Raw genomic sequence first — 1,121 nt, forward strand, 5'->3', positions numbered from 1 at the left:
AAATCGAAGAAATTCGTGAGCATTGCCCTGAAACTGAACTAGAAGTATTCGTTCACGGTGCACTATGTATGGCTTACTCTGGTCGTTGCCTACTTTCTGGTTACATTAACAAGCGTGACCCTAACCAAGGTACATGTACTAACGCATGTCGTTGGGAATACAAAGTTGAAGAAGGCAAAGAAAACGACGCTGGCGACATCGTTGAGAAGTTTGACCCAACTGAAGCACAGCCTGTTGAAGTTCAAGACGAGCGCCCTGAAACCACTATCGGTCGTGGTAAACCAACGGATGAAGTGGTTCTGCTTTCTGAAGCGCATCGTCCAGAAGAAAAAATGGCTGCCTACGAAGATGAACACGGCACTTACATCATGAACTCAAAAGACCTACGCGCGGTTCAGCACGTAGAGCGTCTAACTAAGATGGGTGTTCACTCACTAAAAATCGAAGGCCGCACTAAGTCGTTCTACTACTGCGCACGTACAGCGCAAGTTTACCGTAAAGCGATCGACGACGCAGTTGCAGGTAAACCATTCGATGAAAGCCTAATGGGTACACTAGAAAGCCTAGCTCACCGTGGTTACACCGAAGGTTTCCTACGTCGTCATACACACGATACTTACCAAAACTACGACTACGGTTATTCAGTCTCTGACGCACAACAATTTGTTGGTGAGTTCACAGGTAAACGTCGTGGCGACATGGCAGAAGTTGAAGTGAAAAACAAATTCGTTGTAGGTGACAGCCTGGAGTTAATGACACCAAAAGGTAACGTTGTTTTCACTCTAGAAGCGATGGAAAACCGCAAATCAGAGTCAATTGAAGACGCAAAAGGTAACGGCCACTTCGTATTCATTCCTGTTCCTGAAGACATGGACCTAGAATACGGCCTGTTGATGCGCAATCTAAACGCAGGCCAGGACACTCGTAACCCTACTGGTAAGTAATCATGGCGTTACTCATCACTGACAAATGCATTAACTGCGACATGTGTGATCCGGAATGCCCGAATGGCGCGATCAGCATGGGAGACAGCATCTTCGAAATCGACCCTAACTTATGTACTGAGTGCAAAGGTCATTACGAAAAGCCTACCTGTCAGTCAGTTTGTCCAATAACAAAAT

Annotated in this window: 2 protein-coding genes; both read left to right on the forward strand. The window is 46.1% G+C overall.

All coding sequences use genetic code 11. The annotated features are described in order from the left end of the window. Nucleotides 1-944, forward strand: a 944-nt coding sequence (locus R7P72_RS25485; RefSeq protein WP_318111017.1) for a U32 family peptidase C-terminal domain-containing protein, incomplete at its 5' end; no start/stop codon positions are given. A 2-nt stretch (nt 945-946) separates the two neighbouring features. Beyond that, nucleotides 947-1,121, forward strand: a 175-nt coding sequence (locus tag R7P72_RS25490) for a YfhL family 4Fe-4S dicluster ferredoxin (RefSeq protein WP_140375258.1), incomplete at its 3' end; no start/stop codon positions are given.

Source organism: Vibrio sp. Vb0888, assembly GCF_033338835.1.
In the GTDB taxonomy this organism is placed as follows: Bacteria; Pseudomonadota; Gammaproteobacteria; order Enterobacterales; family Vibrionaceae; genus Vibrio; species Vibrio alginolyticus.